Source organism: Shewanella sp. 10N.286.51.B8 (assembly GCF_041469325.1).
Classification (GTDB): Bacteria; Pseudomonadota; Gammaproteobacteria; order Enterobacterales; family Shewanellaceae; genus Shewanella.
This window is the reverse complement of sequence record NZ_JBFRKG010000013.1, coordinates 64,852-88,941: the sequence shown is the minus strand read 5'-3', so window position 1 is coordinate 88,941 and position 24,090 is coordinate 64,852. Positions and strand designations below refer to the sequence as shown.

The 24,090-nt window shown below is 42.0% G+C and carries 19 protein-coding genes; 8 read left to right on the top strand and 11 right to left on the bottom strand.

Annotated features, from left to right (window positions below):
• Window positions 1-65 precede the first annotated feature (65 nt).
• From AB4160_RS06505 to AB4160_RS06490, 4 genes are all read left to right on the top strand, one after another.
• A complete protein-coding gene (locus AB4160_RS06505; RefSeq protein ID WP_303502915.1) occupies window positions 66-812 on the top strand; it encodes an SDR family oxidoreductase in 747 nt (248 codons plus the stop codon).
• A 281-nt stretch (window positions 813-1,093) separates the two neighbouring features.
• The gene (locus AB4160_RS06500) at window positions 1,094-2,269 is read left to right on the top strand and encodes a BamA/TamA family outer membrane protein (protein ID WP_102440321.1); all 1,176 of its coding nucleotides are present in this window, start codon (window positions 1,094-1,096) and stop codon (window positions 2,267-2,269) included.
• A gap of 1,191 nt (window positions 2,270-3,460) precedes the next feature.
• Entirely contained in the window at window positions 3,461-5,611 is a 2,151-nt protein-coding gene (locus AB4160_RS06495) for a bifunctional 2',3'-cyclic-nucleotide 2'-phosphodiesterase/3'-nucleotidase (RefSeq protein WP_372003961.1), read from the top strand.
• A gap of 247 nt (window positions 5,612-5,858) precedes the next feature.
• Window positions 5,859-6,158, top strand: a complete 300-nt coding sequence (locus AB4160_RS06490; RefSeq protein ID WP_102440319.1) for a DUF3144 domain-containing protein — start codon at window positions 5,859-5,861, stop codon at window positions 6,156-6,158.
• Between the two features lie 311 nt (window positions 6,159-6,469).
• Here AB4160_RS06490 and AB4160_RS06485 read toward each other — a convergent pair whose 3' ends face one another.
• From AB4160_RS06485 to AB4160_RS06465, 5 genes are all read right to left on the bottom strand, one after another.
• Window positions 6,470-7,648 (bottom strand): transcriptional regulator, encoded by a 1,179-nt coding sequence (locus tag AB4160_RS06485; RefSeq protein WP_372003959.1) that lies wholly within the window; start codon window positions 7,646-7,648, stop codon window positions 6,470-6,472.
• 142 nt (window positions 7,649-7,790) lie between these two features.
• Entirely contained in the window at window positions 7,791-10,061 is a 2,271-nt protein-coding gene (locus AB4160_RS06480; protein ID WP_372003957.1) for an OmcA/MtrC family decaheme c-type cytochrome, read from the bottom strand.
• A 301-nt stretch (window positions 10,062-10,362) separates the two neighbouring features.
• On the bottom strand, window positions 10,363-11,019 hold the full coding sequence (locus AB4160_RS06475; RefSeq protein ID WP_372003955.1) for a hypothetical protein: 657 nt from the start codon (window positions 11,017-11,019) through the stop codon (window positions 10,363-10,365).
• Between the two features lie 47 nt (window positions 11,020-11,066).
• Entirely contained in the window at window positions 11,067-11,762 is a 696-nt protein-coding gene (locus tag AB4160_RS06470; RefSeq protein ID WP_372003954.1) for a HupE/UreJ family protein, read from the bottom strand.
• Between the two features lie 161 nt (window positions 11,763-11,923).
• The gene (locus AB4160_RS06465) at window positions 11,924-12,322 is read right to left on the bottom strand and encodes a hypothetical protein (protein WP_102519723.1); all 399 of its coding nucleotides are present in this window, start codon (window positions 12,320-12,322) and stop codon (window positions 11,924-11,926) included.
• A gap of 229 nt (window positions 12,323-12,551) precedes the next feature.
• Here AB4160_RS06465 and AB4160_RS06460 point away from each other — a divergent pair, with 229 nt between their 5' ends.
• Window positions 12,552-13,148, top strand: coding sequence for a TetR/AcrR family transcriptional regulator (locus tag AB4160_RS06460; RefSeq protein ID WP_102440316.1), 597 nt, complete (start codon window positions 12,552-12,554; stop codon window positions 13,146-13,148).
• Between the two features lie 97 nt (window positions 13,149-13,245).
• The gene (locus AB4160_RS06455) at window positions 13,246-13,935 is read left to right on the top strand and encodes a haloacid dehalogenase type II (RefSeq protein WP_102530826.1); all 690 of its coding nucleotides are present in this window, start codon (window positions 13,246-13,248) and stop codon (window positions 13,933-13,935) included.
• Window positions 13,936-14,108: 173 nt separating this feature from the next.
• Here AB4160_RS06455 and AB4160_RS06450 read toward each other — a convergent pair whose 3' ends face one another.
• Together AB4160_RS06450 and AB4160_RS06445 are read right to left on the bottom strand one after the other, a co-directional pair.
• Window positions 14,109-14,765: a DsbA family oxidoreductase gene (locus AB4160_RS06450; protein WP_372003951.1), complete on the bottom strand. Its 657-nt coding sequence runs from the start codon at window positions 14,763-14,765 to the stop codon at window positions 14,109-14,111.
• Window positions 14,766-14,985: 220 nt separating this feature from the next.
• Window positions 14,986-15,534, bottom strand: coding sequence for a carboxymuconolactone decarboxylase family protein (locus AB4160_RS06445; protein WP_372003949.1), 549 nt, complete (start codon window positions 15,532-15,534; stop codon window positions 14,986-14,988).
• 468 nt (window positions 15,535-16,002) lie between these two features.
• Here AB4160_RS06445 and AB4160_RS06440 point away from each other — a divergent pair, with 468 nt between their 5' ends.
• A complete protein-coding gene (locus tag AB4160_RS06440) occupies window positions 16,003-16,953 on the top strand; it encodes a LysR family transcriptional regulator (RefSeq protein ID WP_303446348.1) in 951 nt (316 codons plus the stop codon).
• 112 nt (window positions 16,954-17,065) lie between these two features.
• Complete coding sequence (locus AB4160_RS06435; protein ID WP_102440311.1) at window positions 17,066-17,491, top strand: DUF6491 family protein; 426 nt, start codon at window positions 17,066-17,068, stop codon at window positions 17,489-17,491.
• A 48-nt stretch (window positions 17,492-17,539) separates the two neighbouring features.
• On the opposite strand, the gene AB4160_RS06430 is transcribed toward AB4160_RS06435, so the two are convergent.
• The 4 genes from AB4160_RS06430 to AB4160_RS06415 form a co-directional block, all read right to left on the bottom strand.
• Window positions 17,540-19,090, bottom strand: coding sequence for a ShlB/FhaC/HecB family hemolysin secretion/activation protein (locus AB4160_RS06430; protein WP_372003986.1), 1,551 nt, complete (start codon window positions 19,088-19,090; stop codon window positions 17,540-17,542).
• Between the two features lie 403 nt (window positions 19,091-19,493).
• Complete coding sequence (locus tag AB4160_RS06425) at window positions 19,494-20,714, bottom strand: threonine/serine exporter ThrE family protein (RefSeq protein WP_102440310.1); 1,221 nt, start codon at window positions 20,712-20,714, stop codon at window positions 19,494-19,496.
• A 336-nt stretch (window positions 20,715-21,050) separates the two neighbouring features.
• Window positions 21,051-22,385 carry a spinster family MFS transporter gene (locus tag AB4160_RS06420; RefSeq protein WP_372003946.1) on the bottom strand — a complete coding sequence of 445 codons (1,335 nt, stop codon included), beginning with the start codon at window positions 22,383-22,385 and terminating at the stop codon, window positions 21,051-21,053.
• 36 nt (window positions 22,386-22,421) lie between these two features.
• A complete protein-coding gene (locus AB4160_RS06415) occupies window positions 22,422-23,969 on the bottom strand; it encodes a M81 family metallopeptidase (protein WP_372003945.1) in 1,548 nt (515 codons plus the stop codon).
• Window positions 23,970-24,090: the final 121 nt, after the last annotated feature.

The window sequence follows — 24,090 nt, the reverse complement described above, 5'->3', positions numbered from 1 at the left end:
CCTAAAATGGGCTTAAATAGCCCATGTAAATAATAAAAATAACTCATCATAAAATGGATAATAAGATGCGAAAAAATATTTTGATCACCGGGGCAAGTTCGGGTTTAGGTCGAGGAATGGCCATTGAATTTGCAAAACAGGGATCTAACTTAGCACTGTGTGCGCGCCGAATGGATAGGTTAGTTGAGCTCAAGGCTGAGCTAGAACAAATTAACCCGCAAATTAACGTGCTGATAAAAGCCTTAGACGTGAATGATCATGAGGCTGTTTTTAGCGTTTTTGATCAATTTAACGCTGAAATGGGGCCGTTAGACCGCATTATTATTAATGCGGGCATGGGCAAAGGTGCTTCCATTGGTACTGGGTATTTTAATGCCAATAAACAAACAGCAGAAACCAATTTTATTGCCGCGCTTGCACAGGCTGAGGCGGCAATGGCTATCTTTAGGGCTCAAAATTCAGGGCATTTAGTCACCATATCATCTGTCAGTGCAGTACGTGGTTTTAGACGGGCGATGACAGTTTACGCAGCCACTAAAGCAGCGCTAACATCTCTTAGTGAAGGCATACGTATTGATGTAATGAATACCCCGATAAAAGTAAGCTGTATTCACCCTGGTTTTATTCAAAGTGAGATCAATGAAGGGGTTGAAAAAATCCCCTTTATTGTCGATACCGAAACCGGTTGTAAGGCGCTAGTAAAGGCCATCAATAAAGAAAAGCCCAACGCTTTTGTGCCAAGCTGGCCATGGGCTATTTTGCATTGGGTATTGCGAGTCGCACCTGTTAGCGTTATCCGTAAATTTAGCTAACATTTTCTTAAATCAAGCGCCATAACAATGGTTGAAAACTGACACGTATCTAGCCTGTTTATTCTTTGAATAAGCAGGCATTTTTATATGCATAGGCCAGAGATATCTTACCGTAATTGTATTGAATGGTTAGATCCTTCAACAGTGAGTCGAAAAGCTGCTTTAATTAAGTCATAATTTTTATCGTTAATGCTGCTGAGTTTTATTGTGCTAACCCATATTGGTATTTTTGGGGACGGCCGATTCAGTACTGGTACTCTTTTTACTTGGTTAGGTATTTCATGTTTAAAAAAATCTCATTATGCATTTTAGCTATGGCTTCTTGGCAAGCATCTGCTGAACAGTCTTATTTTTTTGACCAGCAAGATGGCCAATTTGATCTTGGCTATCATCTCGCTGAAAATGCCTATGGTTTTTTACCGGTTCCTATTTTAATTACTGAGCCTGCAGTTGGTGCTGGTGGTGGTTTGATGGGCTTGTTTTTGCACGAAACCGATGAAGAAAAAGAACTACGTAAACAAAAAGCCCTTGAGTCTATTGATGGCGGCGCCCAGTTAATTCCTGCAGCAATGACCTTGGTGGGCGGCGGCGCGACAGCCAATGGTACTTGGTTTGCTTTTGCGGGGCACCGTCATTCTTGGTTAAACGATAGTATTCGTTATACCGGCGGCGCAGGTGCTGCTAAGGCGAATTTAGATATTTATACTAATTTAGGTGGCTTACTACCTGAAGGGAAAAACCTCAAATTTGATACCACTACCGAAGCTTACTTTGCGATGCAAAAACTGCAGTTTAGAGTGGCTGATACGCCATTATTGTTGGGCTTAAAACAGCTATGGTCAGTGTCCAGTGTCTCATCATCAAACGCTGTAGTTGATTGGTTTTTGCAAACCGCACTGGGCGATAAACATACCACCTCAGGTCTTGGTTTGGTGGCCGAGTATGACACTCGAGATAATATGTTTTTCCCGAAAAAGGGTTACATTTTATCGGCTGAATACATGTTATATGATGAGGCGTTAGGTTCTGACAGTCATTACGGTACCTTAGATACCAGTGGCGAGTTTTATTTCCCTATTGCTAAAAAGTGGACCTTTGCGGTCGCTGCTAGTTATCAGGAATTGTATGAGAAAGACACCAGCCTTTCACCTACCACTAAGCCTTATGTTGATCTTCGTGGTGTATCAGCATTTCGCTATCAAGGTGATCAAGTCGGCACCTTACAAGCGCAGTTGATGTATCACATAGATCACCGCTGGACGGTATCGACCTTTTACGGTTACGGCCAAACAGAGACAGAGACGGAATCAATACAAGACAGCAGCGACTCCGTTAATGCTTATGGTGTTGGCTTTCGCTATCAAATTGCCAGACGTTACGGCATTCATATGGGAGTGGATGTCGCCGCCAGTGAAGAGGAGCGGGCATTGTATTTTAACCTAGGCTCGGGCTTTTAATCGTCAATCAGACACTTAAGCACATATTAATTGGCAATCAGTTTATATGTGCTCTTACCTTTATAAGTACTATTGAATTCAGTAGTAGTCAATATCATCTACCAGGGACTTAGTTATAATTCTTACACTTTTAATTAAGCACTTTTCGATAATAAAATTATATTTAGCTGATAATTGATTACACTGTTTAAATTGGGTAGTCTCTATGTCTGTATTTTACAAATAGTGTTGCTATTTTATCTTTGCTTATGTCTTTATTAACAATCTAATCATTTTGTAACTGCTGTAGGTTATTAATAATTAGGGTTTGAATAATTTAAGAAACTATTTTTATTAATTGCCATTTAATTTGTTGGTAATTTAAAGTGTCGCGGCGAGGCTTAAGATGTTTATTTGTTGTTGCTCAGGTGTTTGTTTGCGGCTTGATTGGTGTTTATTTTGTGAGAAACACTTGTTGCAGCCAGGTTTTTAATTTAAATTTTCAAAACTAATTTTATATTTATAATGTTATCAGTAGCAGTAGGCGAGTAGTACTGAATTGTTTTCTATTTTGGTCAGATTTGAAATTTATTGATCATTTCAAGAACAAGTGTCATTTCAATTGACTGGGACATAAGCTCTACCAATCATCACAACCATAAAAGCTAAGGTTTTGTAATTAAACATGGTGCCAAAGGCTAGAGTAAAATAGAGGTCTGAAATTTTGGTTTTATCTTATCTGTCTGTACTTTAATTATTTTATGTTTTTGATTGTGGCAGTGTCTTGCTGTCGAAACAATTCAGAGTGTTGTTTTTTATTCATATCTTGAGGGATATTTTTTATCCTAAGAGATACTTGTTGAATATATGTGCTGTTTTTATATTAACTGAAATATTTATGAGGGGTAAGTTAAGACTTAAGGTTTTTAGCCGTGAGTCTTAAGCTTGTTTTTCAAACTATATCTGTAATTTTTATTTTTACGTTTGTTGCTTGTTTTCTGCGTTGTTATTTTTTTGACTTTAAATTCAAAGCTGTTTTTTGTTTTTATTGTTGTTTGAAATAAAATCTTCACTTTACTTATTTGTATGTTTTATTTAATTTACTCCCGCCTTTACTGATGCTGAAATATTGCTTGAGATTAATTGACCAATCTTAATCTGTGGCAATAATTCGGCATACAGACATAAATAAAATAATTATCTGGAATAAATATGAAATTGAATGCTAAGAAACTTCTGCTTGCTACCAGTGTTGCAGCAGTACTTACAGGTTGTAATAGCTCATCAGACGATAAACCAAAAAACGATACCATTAGCATGGAAGTCCGTTTGATGGAAACCACAGATATTCATACCAATGTAATGCCATACAATTACTTTGAGAGCGCAGAACACAACGAAAACAACCTGCCTGAATGGGGCTTAGCACGTACTTCTTTAGTGATTGCTGAAACGCGTGAAGAAGTCGCCAATAGCATGTTATTTGATAATGGCGATTTAATCCAAGGTAGCCCAATGGGCGACTACATGGCAGCGCTAGGTGCTGAGCATCTTAAAGGTGAAAAGCATCCGGTTTACAAAGCGATGAACTATTTAGAATATGATGCAGCTAACTTAGGTAACCATGAGTTCAACTATGGCCTTGAATACCTAGATGAAGCGCTTAAAGGTTCAGATTTCCCTTATGTTAGCTCAAACGTATGGAAAGCTGATAGCTCGCTTGAAAAAGTCAGCAATGCGGCAGATGAATGTGAAGTACGCATTACTGAAGATTTTTATGACACCGCAGAAAATATGTATAACCCATATGTCATTTTAGACCGTGAGTTTATTGCCGAAAATGGTGAATCATACAATGTTAAAGTCGGTGTCATTGGCTTTACACCACCAGATATTATGGGCTGGGATGCTTCGCATCTAGTGTGTAATGTGATGGTTTCAGATATCAAGAAAACCGCTGAACATTTTGTGCCTATGATGAAGGCTGAAGGCGCAGACGTTATTGTGGCTATCCCGCATTCAGGCTTGAACGATAATGAAGATGAATTTGCTGAAAACGCAACATTGCATCTAGCTTATGTTGACGGTGTTGATGCCATCATGTTTGGTCACGACCATCGCGAGTTCCCGAATCAAACTGATGAATACGGCGATATCCCAGGGGTTAATCCTGAACTGGGTTTAATTAATGGTATTCCAGCCATCATGCCAGGTTTCTGGGGTGCTAAGTTAGGGGTGATTGATCTTAAACTTAAATCTAGCGATGACGGCGAGACATGGACTGTTGACCATTCTCACTCTACAACCGAGCTGCGCTCACTAATTCCAAATGAGTCTGATGTTCTTATTGAAGATCTAGTAGTTGAAGAGCACGAAGGTACAGTTGATTACATGTCAGCAATGATTGCTGAAATCGATGTCAACATGAACAGCTTCTTCCCACAAGTGGTACCAGATTTATCCATGCAAGTGGTTAACCAAGCACAGCTTCATCAACTGAATAAATGGAAAGCAGAAGGCGAGTTTGCTGATGCATCTGCAGACGCTATTTTCATGTCTGTATCTGCGCCATTTAAATCTGGTCGTAATGGCGGCGCCGATTACACCAACATTCAAACTGGTGAGCTAACTAACGCTTCAGTTGCTGATATCTATGTATTTGATAACAATACCCCTGCCGTTTTAAAAATGACCGGTGCGGATATGAAAAACTGGATTGAGTGGGTTAACTCAAATGCTTATAACAGCTTACCATTAGCTGAAGGTGAGACTTTCCTTGTTGAAGGCTTCCCTGGTTATAACTTTGATGCCTTCTACGCTGGTTTTAACCAGTCAGGTGAAGGGCTACTTAAGTACACAATCAACGTTGAAAACCAATCAAAGTACACCAACATTAATGGTTGGGAATTTGATACAACAGACAGCAAGCAGTTAGTTGAGCTTACCTATAACGGTGTTGAAATTGCTGATGACGCAGAAATCTATGTGATCACTAACAACTACCGTGCATCTAACTCGCGTATGCCAGGTGTTGATAATGCTGAGCTAGTTAAAGAAGAAGCGGCATTTAATAACCGTGAATTGGTGCAGTTCTACTTAGCTGATCGTTTAGCTGAGCAAGAAGGTGATAACACCTTAGCCTTCCCGAACGCTAAAGTGTTTGAGCTTATCGCGCCAAATACTACTAGCGTGTCATTTGCTTCTGCAAAGCTTGAAGAAGGTTTCCGTTGTGCGACCAATGAAATTACTGGTCTTTCAACTGAGCAGGAAGATGGGACTAAAGAAGGTACTGAAGGTTTCACTATTTACAACTTTAACTTTGATTACAGCGGTGAATTTAACTGTAAAGCTAAAGGTCAGTAATGCTGATTTAGCGTTAAAGTTTAGCGTTAAAGTATAGAAAGTATAAAACCCTACTTAATGATCAGTAGGGTTTTTTTATGTGTTAAATTCAGTGATTTCTCGACATATTGATGCTGCTCACAGTTACGGAGCATCATTATTGCAGAGTGTGAACCACCTTAAGGTTTACCAGCGTAAAAGCACGTAGGTTATTACCATTGCTATTTTACTTTGCCGCTACAGGCAACTTTCAGTACAAGGATCTATCATGTTTGATTCAAAACCAGATAAAGCTTTTTTCGATCGCGCTAGTCAGTTTATTAATGTTGCTAATGAGTTCAATCAAAATCCCAAGGTAAAAACGGGTGAGGTAAGCGCTTCATTCATGTATTCCTTAACCCGCTACAATGCTTGGTTTGCTTCTACTGGTTTTGATAATGCCGAAGAGATGCAGCAGAAAAAAGCTGACATGGTGGCCTATTACACTGAAGAGTACCGTAAGTTGTTAGAAGGTAATATGGACGATTACATTAAAAACTTTGATCATTACCGTAAAACACAAAAGTAAACCTGTTGCTGCACAGCGCAAGATTATGATTTAAAAAATCCACTATCAGAGTATCGTTAAGATAATCGACAGTGGATTTTTTATCGTTAATTATCTTGGTGTTGACGATTAAGCCCTATCAAGTGTCTCATTTTATACTCCGAGTAATGTTAATTACCCCGGCAACAACGGCATCGCAGTTTTGTTTCTAATAGAAACGGGCAAGACAAGATGACCAAGTTCCTATATCGCGTTGTGCTTAGCCGTACTGAGTACTCTGCAACCTGCAATCACCAACACTCAACAATGTGAAATGGGCTCATCAATAGGTGCTATAGCGCTAATTGTTGCCGATGCAGCCATGCTACCGGATTGCCTAACAGTGGTAACTGCCATACACCATAATGCTCATCATCTTGTAGGCGGTAGTAGCGAATATCATTATCGAACAATAGGCTTCGGCGCAACGAGCTGTAAAAAGTGAACAGTTCGCCTTGTTTTCCTAAATGTTGATCTGGAGTGAGGTGTTGATGGTCAACGGTCATGAAAAATACACTTATGTTGTGACCTTCTTGCTCTATTTGTTGCTCATTAAATTGATAACGAGCTTGAAACTGTATCGATGCCCCATCGCAATTTAACAGGCTAATACAGGCATCAACCGTCATAATACCTGCTTTGTCTTCGTTGTAGAGCAAGGCCATCCTAAAATCGACTCTTACGATGTCACCAGATTCAGTCGGATAATAAATATAATTATTATAATGTTGCTCGGTTAATTCAGTTGTTTGTACAGCCGCTTTGGGTAAGGTTAATTGATTTCTGGACGGCGTGGTGGTGAGCTGTATCTTTTGCGTCAGCTGCTGTAGTTGTACTGCAGATATTAAGGCGTTATGGCTAACGGTATTGAGCAAGCCCGTTTGAGCGCAATCACCTTCTGGGCACATTGCTAAACTGTAGTAATGATTGTGTTGTCCTAGCCATTGGGGCTGGGATGGATTAATTATGGGCAGCGGCAATGAATCACAGTGATCTTCTGAGGTCGTCTCAATGACTGCTGTTAATGGATGTTGTTGGCATAACGTAAAAGGCATGTTTACTGAAGACGGTTGCCATTGTCTATACCCTATAACGGCGATAATGATACTCAAAAATATCAATATAACCATAGCTTTGATGGTTAGGGTTGTACGGGGATTTTTGTTTTGCTTTGTTGCCTGTGGCGCGTTTAATGCGTAACCATGACGCGGAATGGTTTTAAGCTCTATTGACTCATCGCTGGCAAGCTTTCGTCTTAAGGTACTGATGCATTGATTGAGAGATGCATCAGTCGCATTGCGGTTAGGCCAACCAGCTGATTGTAAATCGGTTTTAGTGGCGACACCTTCAGCCAGTATTAAATGTTTTAATACTGCATTTTCTGAAAACGATAATGAGTGCTGCTCACCTGTTCTAGCATCCGTCAGGGTTTGTTTGTCAGAATCGAATAGCAAGTTGGCCAGCAACAACATGAAAATTCCTGAGTGCGTTAGAAGAGATATAATATAGCGGAATGTGGTTGATGTTGATGTGAAAGTGGTCAAATAATTTGACCTTCCTCAAATAAAAAGGGGCATAAATGCCCCTTTGAGAGAGTGATGATGAATTTGGGGATTAATTCAATTTATGCTGTTGTTTGAGTTTGTCTAATTTATGGCAAGTCACACAGGATTCTGTTTCCAGTTCATCCTTAGGCACACCAAAACGACCGCCATTTTGCTCCATATGCGCACGTACATGGGGCTTAATTACCATGGTATTGCTGTCTTCGTCATACCGCTTGGCATGGCATGAATAACAAGTTGCCGACACAGGGCTCACATAAGCATCGACGTTAACATCAGTGGCCGGATACGCTCTGCTATCAGGATCATAAGTCAGATCCAATGCTAAGGGTTTGCCTTCTTCAGTTAAACGCTCTGCACCAAAAGTGTCACCTTCATGACAACGGTAACAGTTGGCTTGGTTAGCGGGGTAATTTACTGAGCGGATCCAATCCGGTTGTTTCTGAGTTGCCCGCTGGTTGTTATGTAATGAATGCATCCAGATTTTATGATCTGGGTGACTCACAACGAGTTGCTCAACAAAGTCTTTGTCACCTTGCACAGTATGACGTTCGCGAATGGCTTGGGTCGGCGGAGTATTGGGATTATGACATGCGACACACGCATCAACGATATCAGCAGTTGAGGTGCCGTAGCCTTTACCGCGAGGTATCATAGGCTTAAATGCAATAGCTTCTTCACCATCATTACCGGAGAAACAGGTCGTATTCGCCAGCTCAAGATTTGATTCGGTCTTACGAGAGTGACAACCACGGCAATTTAGCTCGGTAGTATCCGTTTCTTCATTGTAACCATGACAAGAACCGCAATTTTTGTTTGACACAATTGGGCGACGTTTAATTTCATCACGCAGGCCATTGGCATCAAAGAACCAACGTTTGTTATAAGTAGCATTGCTCTTAACGCCTTCGGCACCACAGGTCGCTGCTTGACCTAAATCATCCGTACAGAAAAAGACTCGATTCGAGATAAAGCCATAATTGTCTGAGGTGTCACCTGCAAAGGTATCATTCATCTCAATTGGCCCGACCCGGTAAACAAGGTTGCCATCAACTAATGCATGCACAGGCGTTAAGGGACGTAATCCGCTTTGCTCTGACGTCATTCGTTTGGTGGTTTTACCGTAAACAGTATAGCCGCGGCCTTGTCCCATGTGACCAGCAAGCCCTATACCGTCTTGTTGCCCTTGGGTGAAATTAACATCAATGCCCCAGTTTACGTACAACTCAAGCCCGGATAAATAATCCCAATCTTTCGCTTCTGTACTAGTAAAAGGCAGCGGTTGGCCTTGTTGATCTTCAAGTCCAACCACGATTTCTGCAAATGATTCACCTTCAACATCAACAATTTTAGCATCGCTAATGTTGACATTCATTAGGCTGCGGCCAGCGATACCGGCATCGGCTTTGCCTCGGTGTTTATCATAGACATGCTCGGCACTATGGCAGCTTGAGCATTGGCTGTTATCACTCATACCGCTATGATCTATGTTGGCTTCTTCTAAGTTATGACAACTAGAGCAATTTTCACGAGTTGGCATTGTTTGCCAGTTTAACGCTTCAGTGTGTTCGGTTGTTTCTTCATCGTTGTGACAAGCTAAACAGTTACCAACGGTCTCAGAGCTAACACCAATATGAGCTTGATGAGCAATGATAGGCCATGTTTTATCATCATCGACTCTGCCTGCTGAGTGGCAAGTGGCACAGTTTTCTAGGCTATCACCACCATGTTTAATGCTGGCAATGTCTTCATGACAGCTTAAACATGTTTGACTATCGACAATATTACGGGTGAACGATAGCTCAGAACCATCGACCATGTAATCAGTGTTTTGATATGTGGTCGGCACTAACTCAGTGCCATTTACGCGGAGGATAACGCGTTGGGGTAAACTTGCATCATAGCCATTTGGAAAGTAACTGCTATCGGCTAGGTTGGTACCCATTGTGTATTGGTATTGGCCGTTAGCAAAGTCGGTTAGCTCTCCTGGGCACTCTTCATTGCAGGTTTCGTTGAGCAGGTATTGCCAAGCAGAGCTATCACCATTAATTGGTGCGAGTAACTGAGCGGCTTCAACTCTAATGCTGTTAATTTTTGTGACAGGCGTCCCTTGTTCATTTTCAGCAGAGAATTTAAGGGTAATATTACCTTCAGAGACAGAAATATCTTCAATATCGAGGGATAAAACCTTCGCTGAAGGGCTGCTAGGTGGTGGTGAAATACCGTCTTCACCATCACGGCCATCGTTACCACACCCTGCCATAACAAGAGCGGCTAGTGACATGCTATATGCCCATATGTGCTTTTTATTGTTCATCATGATCATCTTAATTTTAGGATTATTAGTATTGCTTCCGCCGAGGACATTAGCTAAAGATGCGCAGATTTGATGAGTGAACTGTTTTAAAAATAGAGTTTTTTAGAGGGTTTGGCCTGATTTTAGATATTTTTAGCTTTTTTAACTGAAGCTGCTGGTAGTTTGGCTTTGAAAGTGGGGCATTCTAATAAATAAAATCCACTATCAGAGTATCGTTAAGATAATCGACAGTGGATTTTTTCTGATTTAGTTTTTTGATTTAGTTTGATGACTCATCACCACTAACCACTAACCATTAAGCCAATCAGCCTTTAATGTTATAGGCCCCAGTCGTGTTGAGTACCACGGTAATGGCAGCATCGCTGGTGTTTTTCCAATACCAACCATGGGCACCTGCAAAAGGGGTGGTTAATGAGCCTGTCACTTTATTTGCAGTACTGATGTTGTAGCTTTCATAGTAGCCAGTGGTATCGCCTTGGGGCTCACCGTGAAAGTCAAAAAACAACGGCGCTTCATCAAGGGTGTGCCATTGATAGGTTAAATGAGTAAATTGATTGAGCAGTAATTTATATTCCAACCCTTTGCCTGCAGGAATAACCACATTGACGCTATCCGATCTTACCGCTGCCGTTTTTCGGGCTTGTTTAATGTCTGCAACTAAGGGCGCGGTGACAATGACTAACGCTGCACTCTCTATATCATCTATACCCTCTACACTTTCTGTATTTTCAACAGTCCCTATTTCAGCTGCTTGAGCGATTTTAGTTAATCCTGAGGCTTTGCCAATACCCGTCGGGTCGATATTGTATTCAGCAGGTAATATGGCTGTGACCAGTACAATCGCGGCAATAACACCTGCGGCGATACTGGCTTTAATAAGCGTTGCTGTGGAGTGTACAGGAATAGTTATGGAGTGCACCGGAATAACTATTGGCTGCAACTGTTGTTCATTATTGTTCATGTGTGTTCCTTAAAAATACTGTAAATGATGATGCATATACCGGTTGATTAATTGATGAAATAGCCGGTTAGTTGAAAGCCCACGAGCATTAAGCCACTGCTCATTAATAAGGTATTGGCCGCGGTAGAAAACTGCAGGTAGCTTCTATGACGTCGCCATAAACTCATCAAAATAAGCACTAAGCCCAACGCCAGAAACTGTCCGATTTCAACACCGACATTAAAGGCGATGATGTTGGCAACAAGTCCATCGCTGGGCAGCTGAAACTCTTGAATCTTGGTGGTTAAACCAAAGCCGTGAAACAGTCCAAAGATCATCACTGCAACCTTGGTATTAGGTTGAAAACCGAATAGGCGTTTAAAGCCGCCGAGATTATCAAAGCCTTTGTACACAATTGAAAATCCAATAATGGCATCGATAAGATAAGCATTAATCTGCACATCATTTAGCACCCCAAATAGCAGGGTTACACTGTGGCCGATGGTGAATAAACTGACGTAAATCAGCACATCTTTAGTGCGAAATAGAAAGAAAATCACCCCGACGAGAAACAGTAAATGGTCGTATCCAGTGACCATGTGTTTAGCGCCAATGTAAATGAAAGGGAAGATGGAAACGCCCTGATTTAAGGTAAGAAATTGCCGAGTGTCTTCATCAACACCATGGGCAAATAAAGAAAATGAAGCGAAAAGCCCCATGAATATCACCACCATTTTTATGGCAGTGGCCAGTGGTTGGCTCATTGTTGTAACTCCAATAAGTCACGCACAAATGCGCGTTATAAATATCGCTTTACGACTGAGCTCAATCATTGAAGCTCTGCTGAAATAACTCAGTTTGGCCTTGATGAATGCGCAGTCAGTTAAATCACTCTTATTACGAATATGATTATAAAGTCGCTGACTTATTGATGTGGTGGAGGTATAGGGGGAGCAAATTGGTAACTTTGATAATCTATTGGATTATCTGAAAGGGTATTGGTATGGGCAAATTCAGCGACAAATATGGATTCGAATGGTGGATGAGCCGCAGAGAGTGACTGATTAGCATGTTCATGATCAGCAGCGGACTTATCAGGGTTATTCGCTGCTAATATTTCTGCCTGTGATTCAGTGGCATTAAAGGTTTTTTTAAGTGTATTTTCAGCCTCTTGGTAAGGATGAGAGTGCTGTGATAAATCTGCATGGTGATGGGCAAGCACGATACCTGATGGATGTTCTCCGTGAGGGTATTGCACTGAGAATGCCGTACTAATAGTAAATAACTGACACAGCAATACCACTAACACTATTGATAGTGTCATAGGGGATAATGGCCTAGATGAAGATTGCAGTTTGGCCTGATCGTTATTGAAGTTCAGTTGTTTAAGCCTTGGCACCAAGTAGCGTCATTTATTAAGGTGATTAAATCAGATAAACCTTAAAACTACTAGAGCTGCAATTATTGGTCATCGCCAGTAAGGCAAACTAGACTTGAACAGTCGTTCATTGTAAAATTGAGCAATCGTTCAATATAGATCTGAGACTAAGATTATGACTAAAGCAGCCAAATTTAATCGTGAGGAAACGATTCAAAAAGCGGCCAACCTATATTGGCAAAAAGGTTTTCACGCGACTTCAATGCGTAACCTGCAAGAAGTAATCGATTTACGCCCTGGTAGTATTTATGCCAGCTTTGGCAGCAAAGAAGGCTTGTTTAAAGAGGCCTTACAATACTATGCGCAAACGGGTGTTGAGATGTTAGCCCAGTGCCGTATTGATGCTGGCTCGCCCCTTAGGGCGTTAAAACTGTTTATTGAGCGCTCAGTGTTAGCCAACAAATCAACCGTGCCAAGTGGTATGTGTATGCTGGTTAAAACTGTGGCAGAATTAACCACAGACAATGCCGATTTATTAGCTGAAGCTAAAAGTGCCTTAGGGATGGTTGAGGCTGAATTTGCCGCACTACTCACTGAAGCGCAGCAGTTAGGTGAGTTAGATACGACTCAAGATCCACAGGCGTTAGCACGTTTTATTCAAGTGCAGATAATTGGTATTCGTACTTATGCCCATGCCAATCAAGATGACGATACCATTCAAACTCTCATTGATGGTGTATTTGAAAGTTCGCAATTAATGCCTGGCCATTAAAAAGCGTTTGATTGTTGCAATGGCAATGCAGCGGCTAGGGACAAAGAGCACTAAAGTAAAACCTCTAAATAAATGATTTTATTTTTAAGGGATGAATATGGCTATTACACTGGCTTTTGATGTTTATGGCACGCTAATTAACACCCATGGGCTGTTGGCACAATTGCAAACGCTGGTGGGTGATAAAGCCTTTGGGTTCTCAACTACTTGGCGCGAGAAACAATTAGAGTATTCGTTTCGCAGAGGCTTGATGAACAATTATGTTCCTTTTAGTGAGTGTACCCGCCAAGCGCTAGATTATACCTGCCTGTATTATCAAATATCTTTATCTTCAAGCCAAAAACAAGCCTTACTAGAACGCTATAAAACCTTGCCAGCATTTGCAGAAGTAAAGCAAGGCTTGCTGGCATTTAAAGCCCAAGGTTATCGGTTATTTGCCTTTTCAAATGGTACTGCCAAAGCGGTTGAGCAATTATTGCAAACAGCAGGCCTTATTGAGTTATTTGAAGCGATAGTGAGCGCCGATGAGATCAATACCTTTAAGCCTAATCCGGCTATTTATCAGCATTTTTTGCAAGTGTCAGGCTCAGTCGCCAGTCAAACTTGGTTAATCTCCAGTAATTCTTTTGATGTGACGGGGGCTATATCGGCAGGGCTTAAAGCAGCTTGGGTTAAGCGATCACCAACGGCGATATTTGACCCTTGGGAGATTCAGCCCAATGTGATCGCCACTGATTTACTAGCATTAGATAATATGATGAGCCAATTTGCGATTAAAGAGACTTAACGCCGCAGTGATAACATTTACCAAAGCTTATTTAGCAGTGAAGTTAATGAGCCGTGCTCTAAAAGCTTAAAGCAGAACGGGATAAATCCCATCAACAGCGGGTTCATAAACTAAAAAACGGATGATATTTATCATCCGTTTATTATGTCATCGGCTTTAAAAAAGTCTCACCATTAGTTACTTTCTAACTCTGCCAATAGTTGCGTCAGTACCTGTTTATATGACTCAACCGGATGAGCGCCGTTTAAGGCACTAGTGCGGTTAAATATAACCGTCGGTACCGAAGAAATCCCCGCAGCGGTCCATTGGTTTTTTTCAGCGCTGATATGCTCTCTGATGTCGGGGTTGTCTAATAATGCCATAGCCTCATCGACGTTAAGCCCAATAGCTGCCAGTTCATTGGCCAATACTGCTCTATCTGAGACATTTTTATGCTCAGTAAAGTAAGCGCTAAACAAACGTAATTTCAATTCAGTTTGTTTATCAAAACCTTTGGCGTAATCCAGCAATATATGAGCATCAAAGGTATTAACGATATGCATATCGTCGCCAAAGTTAAACTCAAAATCGAATTCGGCGCCGCGCTGGGCAATATTTTCTCTGGCTTTGGCGCTATCTTCAGCACTTGAACCATATTTACGCGCCACATGTGCACGTAATTCTTCACCTTCTGTAGGCATATCAGGATTGAGTTCAAAAGGTTGCCACTCAAGTTCAACTTTGTCTTCTATCCCCAGCTCTTTAATGGCTTGCTGCAAACTCTTGTAACCGACCACACACCATGGACAAACTACATCTGAAACGATATCGAGTTTAATTTTTTCTGACATATTACACCTGCCTTGCTATGTGATTTTGGACTTATGCTTTTCTTGGGCTTGTACTTAGGTTTGTACTTAGGTTTGTACTTAGGTTTGTACTTAGGTTTGAATTTAGGTTCGAATTTAGAATTGTACTTGGATTTAGCTTTGAAAATGATTAAAGCTGATAATTATCAGCTTTAATGTTAACCGTAAATGTCTTACTTATTGGTGGGCGCTGAATTAGCGGCTACTTTTCCCAAGCAAATTGTTGAAAAGGCTTATCCACCGGAGTATGAGCAACATGGTTTACGTAGTTGCTAATGACTTTTTGTGACAGACCTAAAACGATTTCCAGTAACTGTTGCTGACCATAACCTGCTGTAAAGAAGGCTTCCATTTCAGCATCAGATAACAAGCCACGGTTACACACCATCAACAATGTGGTGTCATGTAGTGCTTGTAATTTAGCGGTTGGCATTGCGGTGCGATTTCTCAGTGCTTCAGTTAATGCGCCATCCACTTTCATCATATGGGCGATGCCAGTATGGGCTGGTACACAGTATGTACAACCATGTTCAACATTAATGGTTTGCCACACTACCGTTAATTCTTCGGCATTGAAAGATGAGCTTTCAAATAGGTTATGCAGTGTTTGATAGGCCTCAAAGGTATTCGGCGATTCAGCAAGCACTCCATGAAGATTGGGCACCATGCCAAAGCTTTTTAAAGACTGTTCTAACATCGTTTTACTTGCTTGTGGTGCAGACTCGATAGTGTGAATAGTAAATTTGCTCATGATGATGCTCCGAATTTGAATCTTCTTATAAATAATTTAGTTCAAGTCAGTTAGCTCTAGTAAAAAATAGGGGGTAACTTCATTGTGTGAAATAAATATAGACTTAATTGAACGATCGTTCAAGATTTATTTTGAACGATTGTTCAAAATAAAAAGTGTTTTGCGATTAATGCATTGAAAAAGCGTAGATTTAAGTTTAATTTCTCGACGTAATTGTTGAGTGATAGCCATTTTTTCTCAGGGCAAAGATAAGCATAAGGGCTTGAGGGAAGTTATTGATACTGAGCAATCGTAAACTTGAAGCTTATATCAACTATTAGGCGGCGACTTTGATTGGATTCAGTTTGGCAGCAAGCTATGATTAGTTTAATCAACGTTAGCTGAGTACGCTTATTCGAGCTTATTCGAGCTTATTCAAGCTTATTCAAGCTTATTTGAAGTTGCTTGAAGCTTCCAAGGACATGATAAATGCAATCGATTACTAAACAGCTGAGTCTTTTTCTTGATGTGGTGCAGCAGGGTTCGTTTACTAAAGCGGCGGCATTGCACGATATGGATAACTCGTTACTGTCAAAGCAAATCAAAAAGTTGGAAGCCGAATTAGGGGTGCAATTACTTAATCGCTCAACGCGCTCGTTTTCATTAACCTCAGCAGGGGAAGAGATCCTCGAACAAACCCAGACTTTATTAGATACCCTAAATCAAATCCAAAATATTGCAGATTCATATCAGTCTGAGCCGAAAGGGATTATTAGAATTACCTCGTCTATCTTCTTTGGTCAGGAGTATCTGCAACCTGTCATCAGCCAATTTATGAAGCAATACCCCAATGTTAAAGTTACCCTGTCATTGGATGATAAACGCGCCGATATTATTTCTGATCACTTTGATGTGGCTTTTAGGATTGGCAAGCTCACAGAGTCGAATTTGATTGCAAAAAAAATTGCCAAGACCCACTTTGCCATCTTGGCATCAGAAGCATTTTTGGCAGAGCATGGTCACCCGCAAACCCCAGAAGAGTTAATTCAATTGCCTGCGGTTATTTATAGCAATGGTAATGTCATCTTAGATCAGATGCGCTTATCCCAGCAGCCCCATGGCGAACAGTTTAAAAACTATAAAATGCAGGGGAATTATAAAGTCAGCGATGTCAGAACCATTATTGAAGCGGTGAAGGATGGCTTAGGTTACACTCATATTGATTTATTTAATTTAAATCAGTCGATTACTGAGCTTAAATTAGTGCCATTATTAACCCGCTATTCACTTTCCACTATGGATACTGGCATATATGCTGTCTATCCGCATCGTAAGCAAACCCTGCTAGTGAGTGAGTTTATTAAAGCGGTGCAGCAATATATTGGCACGCCACCTAAGTGGGTTGAACACGTACCGAATTATAAAAACTTGTATAAATAAACTGAAACTAATTTTAGTGATGGTTATTCATTGTAAGTGAAAAATGTGGCGTAAGTGGTTATTTTTGAGAGTGTTTGTTTTCAGCCGCAATGAATTAAAAGGAGGGTATACCATGTCTGTAAACAAGTTGATGAGCTTAGGATTCATGCTATTACTTACTGGCTGCGCCGCAACGCAAGCCAGTAAGCAAAAAGCGGCCATGTATCAGTTTGATGAGTTACAGCAGGTTAACTCGATTAGTCATTTTCGACTTGATAGTTGGCGCAGTATCGATAGCCGTAGTTTATTTATTGACGTGCGCCCAAGGCAAAGTTATTTACTGGTGCTTGATGGCATTGATAATAATTTGCAGTTTGCACAAGCCTTATTGGTCTCATCGAAACTGGGGACAGTTGAAGCGGGTTTTGATACGGTATCGACCGCGGCAGAGCCGCAATTCACCACCCGAATAAAAAGCATCTATCGCATTGATGATAAACAGCAAGAACAGCAAGTGAAACAAAAAATAGCAGGCTTTTCAGCGGTTAAAAAGCCTTAGTGGTTAGAGAGTAAAATTAAGCTTGCAGCAGTAACGACAAGTGTCAGTTTAAAAACGATTTTTCACTTGAAAGCGCCACTCCCAATCATCGACATATTCGCCGCTGGTAAAGGGCACCGCGAAATCAATATGGCCGACACTACCGTAGCTGGATTTTGATGAATACACTCTGGCACCAATGCCAATGCTGCCAATGGGGGCGTTGACTTCATTATTGTCATCAGGCCCGCCAAACGCCTGTCCAATATCCACAAAGGTGGCCCAGCCAAGTTCAGCAAGTTGATATAAATTGATGTTGGGATAATAGCGGACTTCTCCCGTGAGCAACCATTGATTATCACCATATTGATAGTCGTTAGGATAACCTCTTACCCCTGTATCATCGCCTAGGGCAAAGGGGTCATCGAGGTAATTATTTTGCGAGCTGGCTAAGCGGGTTTTAGCGTAGGCAGTCCATTTAGGGTCAATGTGATAAAAGTATTCAGCCTGGACGCTGACGTTATAGTAATCGGCTTGGCTGGTGTTAAAGCTCGCTTCGCCATGAAGGTTGAATAAGAATAAATTATCTTGTTGTTGATAGCCTCGACTGCTACTGACCGTCAGGTGGTATCCTACAGAAGACTCTTCGGCGACATCATTAGTCTCAATGCCTAATTGCACAAAGTGGCGCCAGCCTAAGTTAAAGTCCTCATGATTATTAATCAGATGGATATTGGTAAATACCTTATAATCATCTTGTAAGTATTCATAACTTGCCCAAGGGTATAAAAAGTCTCTGTCTTCAGGCAAGGCTTGATTTGGGAAGGTCTCACTGGGCTCAAATTGGTGTTTATCTTGGGTAAAACCTAAGCTAATTCGCGATAAATCCGCCTCTGTTTTATCAATAAGCCAGCCATAGCCGATAGCGGCATAATCGACATTATGCTCAAACTCATTAACGTCTTGGCCATTTTGTCTTAAGGTATCAATACGTTGATCGGTTAAGTATTCTGCGAAATACCTATCGGGGGTATCTAGTGAGTAAAACGGCTTATTAAAATACAGTTGGGTTGCTTGACCATCACTATTATCATACCAATTGGCAGCAATTGTGGCGTGTTTGATGAATTTTAGTGGTGCTGAAATGCCAAACTTATAACCGGTTCGATCAGCATTTGATTGATATTTAAAGCGGGTTTTAATGCCGCGTCCCATCAAGTTATCTTCTTTTATCCCGACAGAAAACTTAGTTTCACCACCGCTAGAGCTTAAGCTGAAGGTGGGCAAGAGTGACCAATTATCCCAGGTTTCCACCACCACAGTATCTTGCTCATTCTCTGCGCTAGGATCTTTTTCTGCGAGATAAATTTTGGCTTCTCGCAGGTAAGGCTCGGCTCGCAGTAAGCGCTGGGATTCTGCAAAGGTTTTTTGATTTACCTCATCGCCTTCAGTGAACGTAAGCTTATCGAGGATCGTTGCTTCAGTGGTGTTGATATGTAGCCAGTTGGCCCAGTGGTGAATAAAGAAGGCATCAGGGTCTGATTCATCAAAAATAGCATTGCTCTGCACGATAATGTTATCGACAGTAAAGGGGGTTGACTGGTTTTTGCTGTTTGTCATTACCAATGCCGAGGCTGAATGCTGCAGGTTGTTAATTTGCTCAGCATGTGCCGCGGCGATAGAGATAATCAAGGTAATAACAAGGATAATGGCTAAAGCGCAATTAGCGCGAATTATCACAATATTATTAGTTTTTATTATGGTACCTACTCAATTATTTATAGAAGGGATAGCTAATTAAGCTATTGAGTAAATAGCATTTAAAATTTCAACAGCTGAAATTAAATGCCTTATCTTAGTATGGCGGGTATTTTGAATTTCGCTGCTTTTTTGCGTAAAAATCAACAAGGGAGCGATGTGCTCCCTTGTAGGTGTTGGTGTTGCCGAGGGCCTTTTTTAGAGGGCCATTTTAAAAGGGCGGTTATATAAGAGGCTATTATATAAGAAGCTATTATTTAAGAAGCTATAAACTTCGCTTTGGCGGTACGATGACGTTAGCGAATATAAGCCCAGCAATCAGTGACATAAAAATCAAGAACACTTGTGAGCCAATATGGGCCTGATTGAGCATGGTTTCACCTGAAATCATTGCGTTTAAGCCGATATAGGTTTTACTGCCAGGCACCAAAATAACAATGCCTTGAAGTAGGGCAATGGATACCGGTGCTTTCATCCAACGGGCAAATAAGTTGGAGTAAATGCCCACCGCCAGTGCGCCGACAAAAATACCAATAGACTCGCCTAAATATAAGCCGCCAATCATGGCTGAAAAATACGCCACGATACCGGCAAAAATGCCCCAAGGTGAATCCTTAAGGCGGGCTTTAAAGATAATCACTAACGCCATTGAGAGTAATGGCACCGCCGCCCACGAGGCATAAATTGGTAGCGCGTAAGGCTCAATATGCACTGATTCGCCAAACATGACTTTACCCAGTGTCATGCCTAATACGGCGCCAAAATACAGCTTAAACAGCAGCATCATCGCATCCATAATTCTGGCTGTGCCTGAGATGAGATCCCGCGCGGCTAACTCCGCAAGCCCCAGTGTTAATGCTAAACCGGGAATAAAAATAATAATCCCAGAGAGGATCACCACAGGAATATTAATACTAGGGTCTAATATGGCAATACCGCAGGCAAGAATCGCACATATCACCGCCGCAAGGGGCTCAAGCATTTCTGCCATTCGTGACGAGCGCTCAGCCCAAAAAACCATGCCATAAACCAGTAGCCCTAGCATGGCTGACCAGAACACATCATTCCAACTGGTGTCCATCAGCATCGCAAAAGCGCCGGCGCTGACGCCAAAAGACAGCAAGGTTAATTTATGGCCGTAAGGGTTAGGCTTGTTGGCAATTTCTTCTAGGCGATTAAGGGCTTCGGTTAAGGTGCGCTGACCTGTGGTTAGCTCTTCAACTAAATCAAACGTGCGGGCAAGGGAGCCTAAATCTAACTCCCCTGGTTTGACCCGCGCCACATGATTATATTCTTGCTCAGTATCATGCTGTAACACGAAGGTCATTGAAGTGGGCGAGATCAAAAAATAGCCTTCAATCCCCAAGGTAGTAGAGACCGTTTGTAAATGGGACTCAAGGCGATATGCCGGGGTGCCAAATTTGTGCAACGCCTTACCTAATCTTATGATAAATCGGCGTTTTTCAATGAAGTTGTCATCGTTCATTTTGCATGGTCACTCTAGGGTAAAAGGGAGTCGTTATTTGGCGCGCATAGTAACCGAAATGTGCTTTACTGAATACCTACATTTGGCTATTTTTACGATTTTATCAGTCGGTTAAAAAGCATTGGCATAATTTAGTTTATACATACTGTAGACCAGAAATGTTTAAGCTGAGGTATTAACGCTCAAAGCGCAGGTCAAAGGGGGGATTAAAGGCAGAGGTTAGCGACGAGCCATGTTGATTTTTTGGCTGTAAAACCAGCAAGCAGACAGGTATCTATGATGGCAATGTTATAGCTAACGGCCTAGGTATTACCTAAGCCGTTGATGACAGGTTAATTAAAGCGACTGACTGTCTTTAACGATAGTGCTAGATGCTTTAAATAAATGAATCGCACCCCATGCCAAAATAATCATTGAGATACTGAGGGAATAGCGCAGTGATTGCTCGCCAAACTGTGGTACTAAAGCGTCACTGACCATGCCAACCACTAATGGTCCAAAGCCTTGACCTAAAATTGCCATACACAGCATGGTTAGTGCCACGGCCATGGCTTTCATTTTAGGCCCTGCAACGGTTTGCACTGCGGCAAATGATGGCCCAGTCCCAGTTGATAAGGTAAATACCCCTAAAAATAATAGCCCCAGTGCTAGCGTTGAGTTAGCAACTAAAAAGCTGCCGATAAAGATTGGAATGACAATCACAAAGCAACATGCGGCCCATTTGACTTCCCAGCGCTGATCTTTAGCAATAACCTTAGGGGCTAAAAACGCCCCTGCCAAGGTACCAAACAAGGTACCAAAGCCCATTACCGAACCATAAAGAACACCGACTTCTTCAAGGCTCATGTGATGGGTTCGGATTAAAAATGACGGTAGCCACTGCACAATGCCATAATTACCAAACGCGCCCATAGATAGCCCTAACATCAGGTTTCGATAGGTTCTTTGTGTTAGCAGATGTTTGATGGTCGCAATAAGGTTGAGCTTATCATTATCAGCATTGGTGAGCGGATTGCTGACACTATCTAGGCCTCTGTTATCTTTTACTGTCAGCCAAACCACCAAGCCCACGATTAAACCGGGCAGGCCCATAAAAATAAAGGTCATTTGCCAACCCACACTGTTGGCCAGTAAGCCGCCTAAAATTAATCCCGCTAAAATACCAACGGTGCCGCCAGCTTGGAAAATACCAATCGCAAAGGCTTTTTGTTTACCGGGAAATAAGTCCCCCAGCATGGCGTGACTGGCAGGAATACAGCCTGCCTCACCCACTCCGACGCCAATTCTGGCTAATAGTAGTTGAATGAAGTTAACTGACATACCGCAAGCTGCGGTCATGGCACTCCACAGCGCCACGCTCACTGAGATAATCAGCGGACGATTATATTTATCAGCCAGTCTGGCAATGGGAATACCAAACACAGCATAGAAAAAGGCGAACGCAAAGCCGGTTAACAAACCTAGTTGCGTATCAGAAAGGCTTAAGTCGTGCTTTATTGGTTCGATTAACACCGACAATACGAAGCGGTCCATATAAGCCAAGGCGCACACTAGCGCCAGCATAAACAGCACATAATAGCGATTGGTCGCCTTGCTATCTTCGGCAGTTGTGGGCCGGTTTTCGGCGTTTAATGCGCCATCGTCGCTGATGACATTGCTGGAACTTTTCATAAATGATCCTTGTTATTATTGTTATCGGCGAAGCGTTTACGCGCTAATGGGAAAGCTGGCATCATTATCAATGGGATATATAGGGTGCGTGAGCTTGGTATGCGCAAATTCGCCCACTCTGGCGGTGGTAAGCCCGGGTGAGTCAGCCATCAGTAAGTGATCACTTACTTTTTGGTAGAAGGCGCGCCAATGTGCTGATGATTTAACGCAAACCACATCGTATTCATAAATATCAATGCCGTGGGCACGCCCCGATACATCGTCAAAAGCTTGGCCTAAGCCTGTTTGCACAATCACATCCACTTGGCCAATGCTGAGTCTTACCGAAGGACCTAAATCGAAGCTGACACCGTTTAACATCGGCCCACGAATGGTTTCTATGCCATCAGAAATTGATTTAACGTAAGCCGTGCATTCAATTGGGGCGCCACTGCGAAGTGGATCTAACTTACCACCTAAATTGACACTAATCGTTGCGCCAACACCCGCCTCAATCGCTTGCTTTACCACTTGGGGGTCGCGAATGTTAAAAAAGGCCACTTTACCCAAGTCGGTGGTGAGAATTTTACTCAGCAAATGGGTTGTGTCACCGGTACAGCCGCCACCTGGATTGTCACCAATATCTGCAATCACAATCGGTTTATTATCATTTTCCCAAAAAGCGGCGGGGGCTTGATAGCGGCCTTTAGTGGCAAGAATATCGGTTGCGATGGCAATGGTTTGATCGACATTAGGTGGCAGATTAAGGCTGAGTTGTCTGTTGTCCCAAATCCATTGGGCAAATTCAGTGGCAATTTGCTCAGCTAACACAATATCGTTGTCAGTGGTCACTAATACATACATGCCGCAATATTCAGTGTCTTGATAGGGAAAACCGTGCATTACCGAGCAATTGAGTATTTGAGGATTTTCTTCATAGGCAAGGCACTTATCGCGGATTAAGGTGCCAAAGGTACCTGCCTCCATGGTGGTTGAAGGCGGCAATAAAATCGGAATTTTCTGGTAATTCATGGTGGGCGTCAGTTGATTTAAAAAGGCGCTAACCCCAGTGAGTAGTGCTTCTTTGGCGCAAGGATTAAAATCTACGTGGGCATATTCTTTACAGGTGGTGTAATAGTCATATTCACGAGCAATAAGATCTGTCACTTTGCCATGTAAATCAGTTGAGGCAACGATTTTGGTGTCAACCCCAACGACCTCGCGGATGGACTTAGCCAGATCGCCTTCTAAATCTGAGGTGCTTTGGACGATACCTGCGCCATGAACCATCAAATAAAATACATCGACTGGCTCATTGGCTAATGTTGATAACAGCTGCTGCTTGACGGCGGCATAAGCATCGTCGGTAACTGTGCCGAATGTGGTGTTAACGTGCATGAATACTGTTGGGACGATTTCCCAGTCATTTTCGAGACAGGCATCAATAGCGCCGCCCATGGCAGTACCCGCAAGCTTTAATAGCGCTTCACCTTCATACACCACTAAATCTTTAAGGGTTGTCGGCCCAGTTAACTCTGTGGCATAGGTGTTTGTTTCATGAAATAGCCCACCGATCCCCACGCGAATTTTATTTGAATCTTTCATGCCACCACCAACTTGTAATCAAAACGTTAACGTTAAGATAGGGGCTTAAGCAATCACCACACTGTCACATTGATTACATTTGCTGAACATTATGCGCCGAAACAGCAGTTGTCAGTCCAGT

Coding starts and splice junctions, on each gene's coding strand:
- AB4160_RS06505 (WP_303502915.1), top strand. CDS start 66: ATGCGAAAAAATATTTTGATCACCGGGGCAAGTTCGGGTTTAGGTCGA.
- AB4160_RS06500 (WP_102440321.1), top strand. CDS start 1,094: ATGTTTAAAAAAATCTCATTATGCATTTTAGCTATGGCTTCTTGGCAA.
- AB4160_RS06495 (WP_372003961.1), top strand. CDS start 3,461: ATGAAATTGAATGCTAAGAAACTTCTGCTTGCTACCAGTGTTGCAGCA.
- AB4160_RS06490 (WP_102440319.1), top strand. CDS start 5,859: ATGTTTGATTCAAAACCAGATAAAGCTTTTTTCGATCGCGCTAGTCAG.
- AB4160_RS06485 (WP_372003959.1), bottom strand. CDS start 7,648: ATGTTGTTGCTGGCCAACTTGCTATTCGATTCTGACAAACAAACCCTG.
- AB4160_RS06480 (WP_372003957.1), bottom strand. CDS start 10,061: ATGATGAACAATAAAAAGCACATATGGGCATATAGCATGTCACTAGCC.
- AB4160_RS06475 (WP_372003955.1), bottom strand. CDS start 11,019: ATGAACAATAATGAACAACAGTTGCAGCCAATAGTTATTCCGGTGCAC.
- AB4160_RS06470 (WP_372003954.1), bottom strand. CDS start 11,762: ATGAGCCAACCACTGGCCACTGCCATAAAAATGGTGGTGATATTCATG.
- AB4160_RS06465 (WP_102519723.1), bottom strand. CDS start 12,322: ATGACACTATCAATAGTGTTAGTGGTATTGCTGTGTCAGTTATTTACT.
- AB4160_RS06460 (WP_102440316.1), top strand. CDS start 12,552: ATGACTAAAGCAGCCAAATTTAATCGTGAGGAAACGATTCAAAAAGCG.
- AB4160_RS06455 (WP_102530826.1), top strand. CDS start 13,246: ATGGCTATTACACTGGCTTTTGATGTTTATGGCACGCTAATTAACACC.
- AB4160_RS06450 (WP_372003951.1), bottom strand. CDS start 14,765: ATGTCAGAAAAAATTAAACTCGATATCGTTTCAGATGTAGTTTGTCCA.
- AB4160_RS06445 (WP_372003949.1), bottom strand. CDS start 15,534: ATGAGCAAATTTACTATTCACACTATCGAGTCTGCACCACAAGCAAGT.
- AB4160_RS06440 (WP_303446348.1), top strand. CDS start 16,003: ATGCAATCGATTACTAAACAGCTGAGTCTTTTTCTTGATGTGGTGCAG.
- AB4160_RS06435 (WP_102440311.1), top strand. CDS start 17,066: ATGTCTGTAAACAAGTTGATGAGCTTAGGATTCATGCTATTACTTACT.
- AB4160_RS06430 (WP_372003986.1), bottom strand. CDS start 19,090: ATGACAAACAGCAAAAACCAGTCAACCCCCTTTACTGTCGATAACATT.
- AB4160_RS06425 (WP_102440310.1), bottom strand. CDS start 20,714: ATGAACGATGACAACTTCATTGAAAAACGCCGATTTATCATAAGATTA.
- AB4160_RS06420 (WP_372003946.1), bottom strand. CDS start 22,385: ATGAAAAGTTCCAGCAATGTCATCAGCGACGATGGCGCATTAAACGCC.
- AB4160_RS06415 (WP_372003945.1), bottom strand. CDS start 23,969: ATGAAAGATTCAAATAAAATTCGCGTGGGGATCGGTGGGCTATTTCAT.